The sequence below is a fragment of the Streptomyces sp. NPDC051320 genome (genome assembly GCF_040682175.1).
Taxonomy (GTDB): Bacteria; Actinomycetota; Actinomycetes; order Streptomycetales; family Streptomycetaceae; genus Streptomyces.
Genome location: NZ_JBFBAL010000023.1, coordinates 54,959 through 56,710, shown reverse-complemented (window position 1 = coordinate 56,710; position 1,752 = coordinate 54,959). Strand labels below are relative to the sequence as shown.

General features: G+C 66.3%; 2 pseudogenes. One reads left to right on the top strand and one right to left on the bottom strand.

Annotated elements, in window-relative coordinates:
* Nucleotides 1-227 precede the first annotated feature (227 nt).
* Nucleotides 228-448, top strand: a pseudogene (locus AB0M87_RS31645) (ATP-binding protein); the annotation flags it as partial.
* A gap of 646 nt (nt 449-1,094) precedes the next feature.
* Here AB0M87_RS31645 and AB0M87_RS31640 read toward each other — a convergent pair.
* Nucleotides 1,095-1,492: pseudogene (locus tag AB0M87_RS31640) on the bottom strand (transposase); the annotation flags it as partial.
* Between the last annotated feature and the right edge of the window lie 260 nt (nt 1,493-1,752).

The following is a 1,752-nucleotide window of genomic DNA, read 5'->3' as shown; positions in this document are numbered from 1 at the left end:
TCCACGGCGGCCTCCCCGGCCTCGATGCCACTCATCACGTCAGTCATCAACTGTCGCTTCCAGCTCGGGAGTTACACCAGTCACGGTACAGACCCCGCTTCGCCGCCGCCCCAGACCACCCGCGATACCCCAGACGGCCTGGATCAACGACCCAGCCAAACGCAGGGAACCCGCACCACAAACCTCATAGCGTCACGACCGTCTCACTGGACTTGAAATCTTCCGCCGGCCCGATCAGTCTCCGGCTGCTGCTCGACCGCAAGCTGATCTGCGAGGTCTCCGACGCCAGCAGCACCACTCCGCATCTGCGGTACGCGGAGACTACGGACGAAGGCGGCCGAGGCCTCTTCCTCGTGGCCCAGCTCGCGGATCGCTGGGGGTCAGGTACACAACCGCTGGCAAGATCATCTGGACCGAACAGGCGCTTCCGGACGGCGGGCGGGCGTAAATCGGCGACAAATCGCGCATCGCATCCGCTACCGTCCAGGACGGCAACGCCCGAGCCAGTATCCGCTTTGGCACCCCGGACGACTACGCCGTCAGCCGCTGCCCCGCCGCGTCCAGCAGCCCGTGTCCGCACGCACTGCCCCGCCGTCATGCGGAGCCGGTGGTTGCGCCACTGCCAGCAGGTCAGTACGGCCTCGGGGTCCAGACCGTAGCGGGTGTCCTTGGCCAGGCCCAGGGCAGCGAGCAGGTGCTGGACCCCGCCGTAGCTGTAGGTAGCCCGCCGCCAGCGGCGTGGTTCGCGGCTGGTGCCCTTGTACTCGCCGCCCCGCTCAGCCCACCGCCGCCCGGGGGCGCGGCATCAGGCTGTGGGGACTGAACCGGTGAACGGCAAGGGTGCGGCCGCTGCGGCAACAGCCGTGGCGATCGCGAGCAATGCTCAGTAACGTGACGGAATCTCCGATGCGCGGCTCGTGTGGAAGGTGTGCCACGAGTGCAGACGCGGCGCCATCTCGAGGGTTTCACTCTCCCCGGAAATACAGCGACAAGGTCTCGGCACACTTCTGATCGACAGGGCACTCCTGAGGGCTGTCCGGTAAATGATCTTTGAGTCGCCTCGGGCGTGGTGGGCTGCCGTACCGCCCCTCGGCCTATCCGGCGAGGGCGAGGTTGTGTCTCCGGGCGATGCCGAGCATGGCGTGGTGGACGCCGTCGCCTTTGAGGCGGCAGTCGTGGAGGATCTTCCCGTCTTCATCCGCGCGAAGACGTGCTCGACGCGGGCGCGGACCTGCTTGTGGGACTTGTTGTGCTCCTCTTTCCAGTCCGGGAGTGCGGTCTGGCCGCGTTCGCGGCGGTGCGGCATAACGAGTCCGGTGCCGGGGTAGCCGCCGTCGGCGATCGTGACGGTGTTGCCGATGGCGGCCTTGGCGCCGGACTCCTCCCACGCCTTGCAGTCGTTGCGGTTCCCGGCGAGCGGCCAGCCGACCACGACGACCAGACGGGTGTCGGCGTCGATGACGACCTGGTGGTTGGTGGAGTACCGGTAGTTCTAATAGCTCATCGGTGGTCCCGAGCGCGTGAGCGCAAGGGGCACCAAGCAAGGTGGAAGCCTGCCGCCGTTCCGGGACTGAGATGCCCGTGTTCAGACCGGCTCCACCATGCCGCGTTCCCGCCGGGCGGAGACCTTCGGTAGTTCCGGGACTTTGATCTCTTGTCTAAGAGGGCATCTGATCTATGTAGTTGGTGGTTCGGGATGATTTTGTGACTGCTGGTGTTCGTGGTCGTTGGACGAGGCGTGAATGCTCGTCG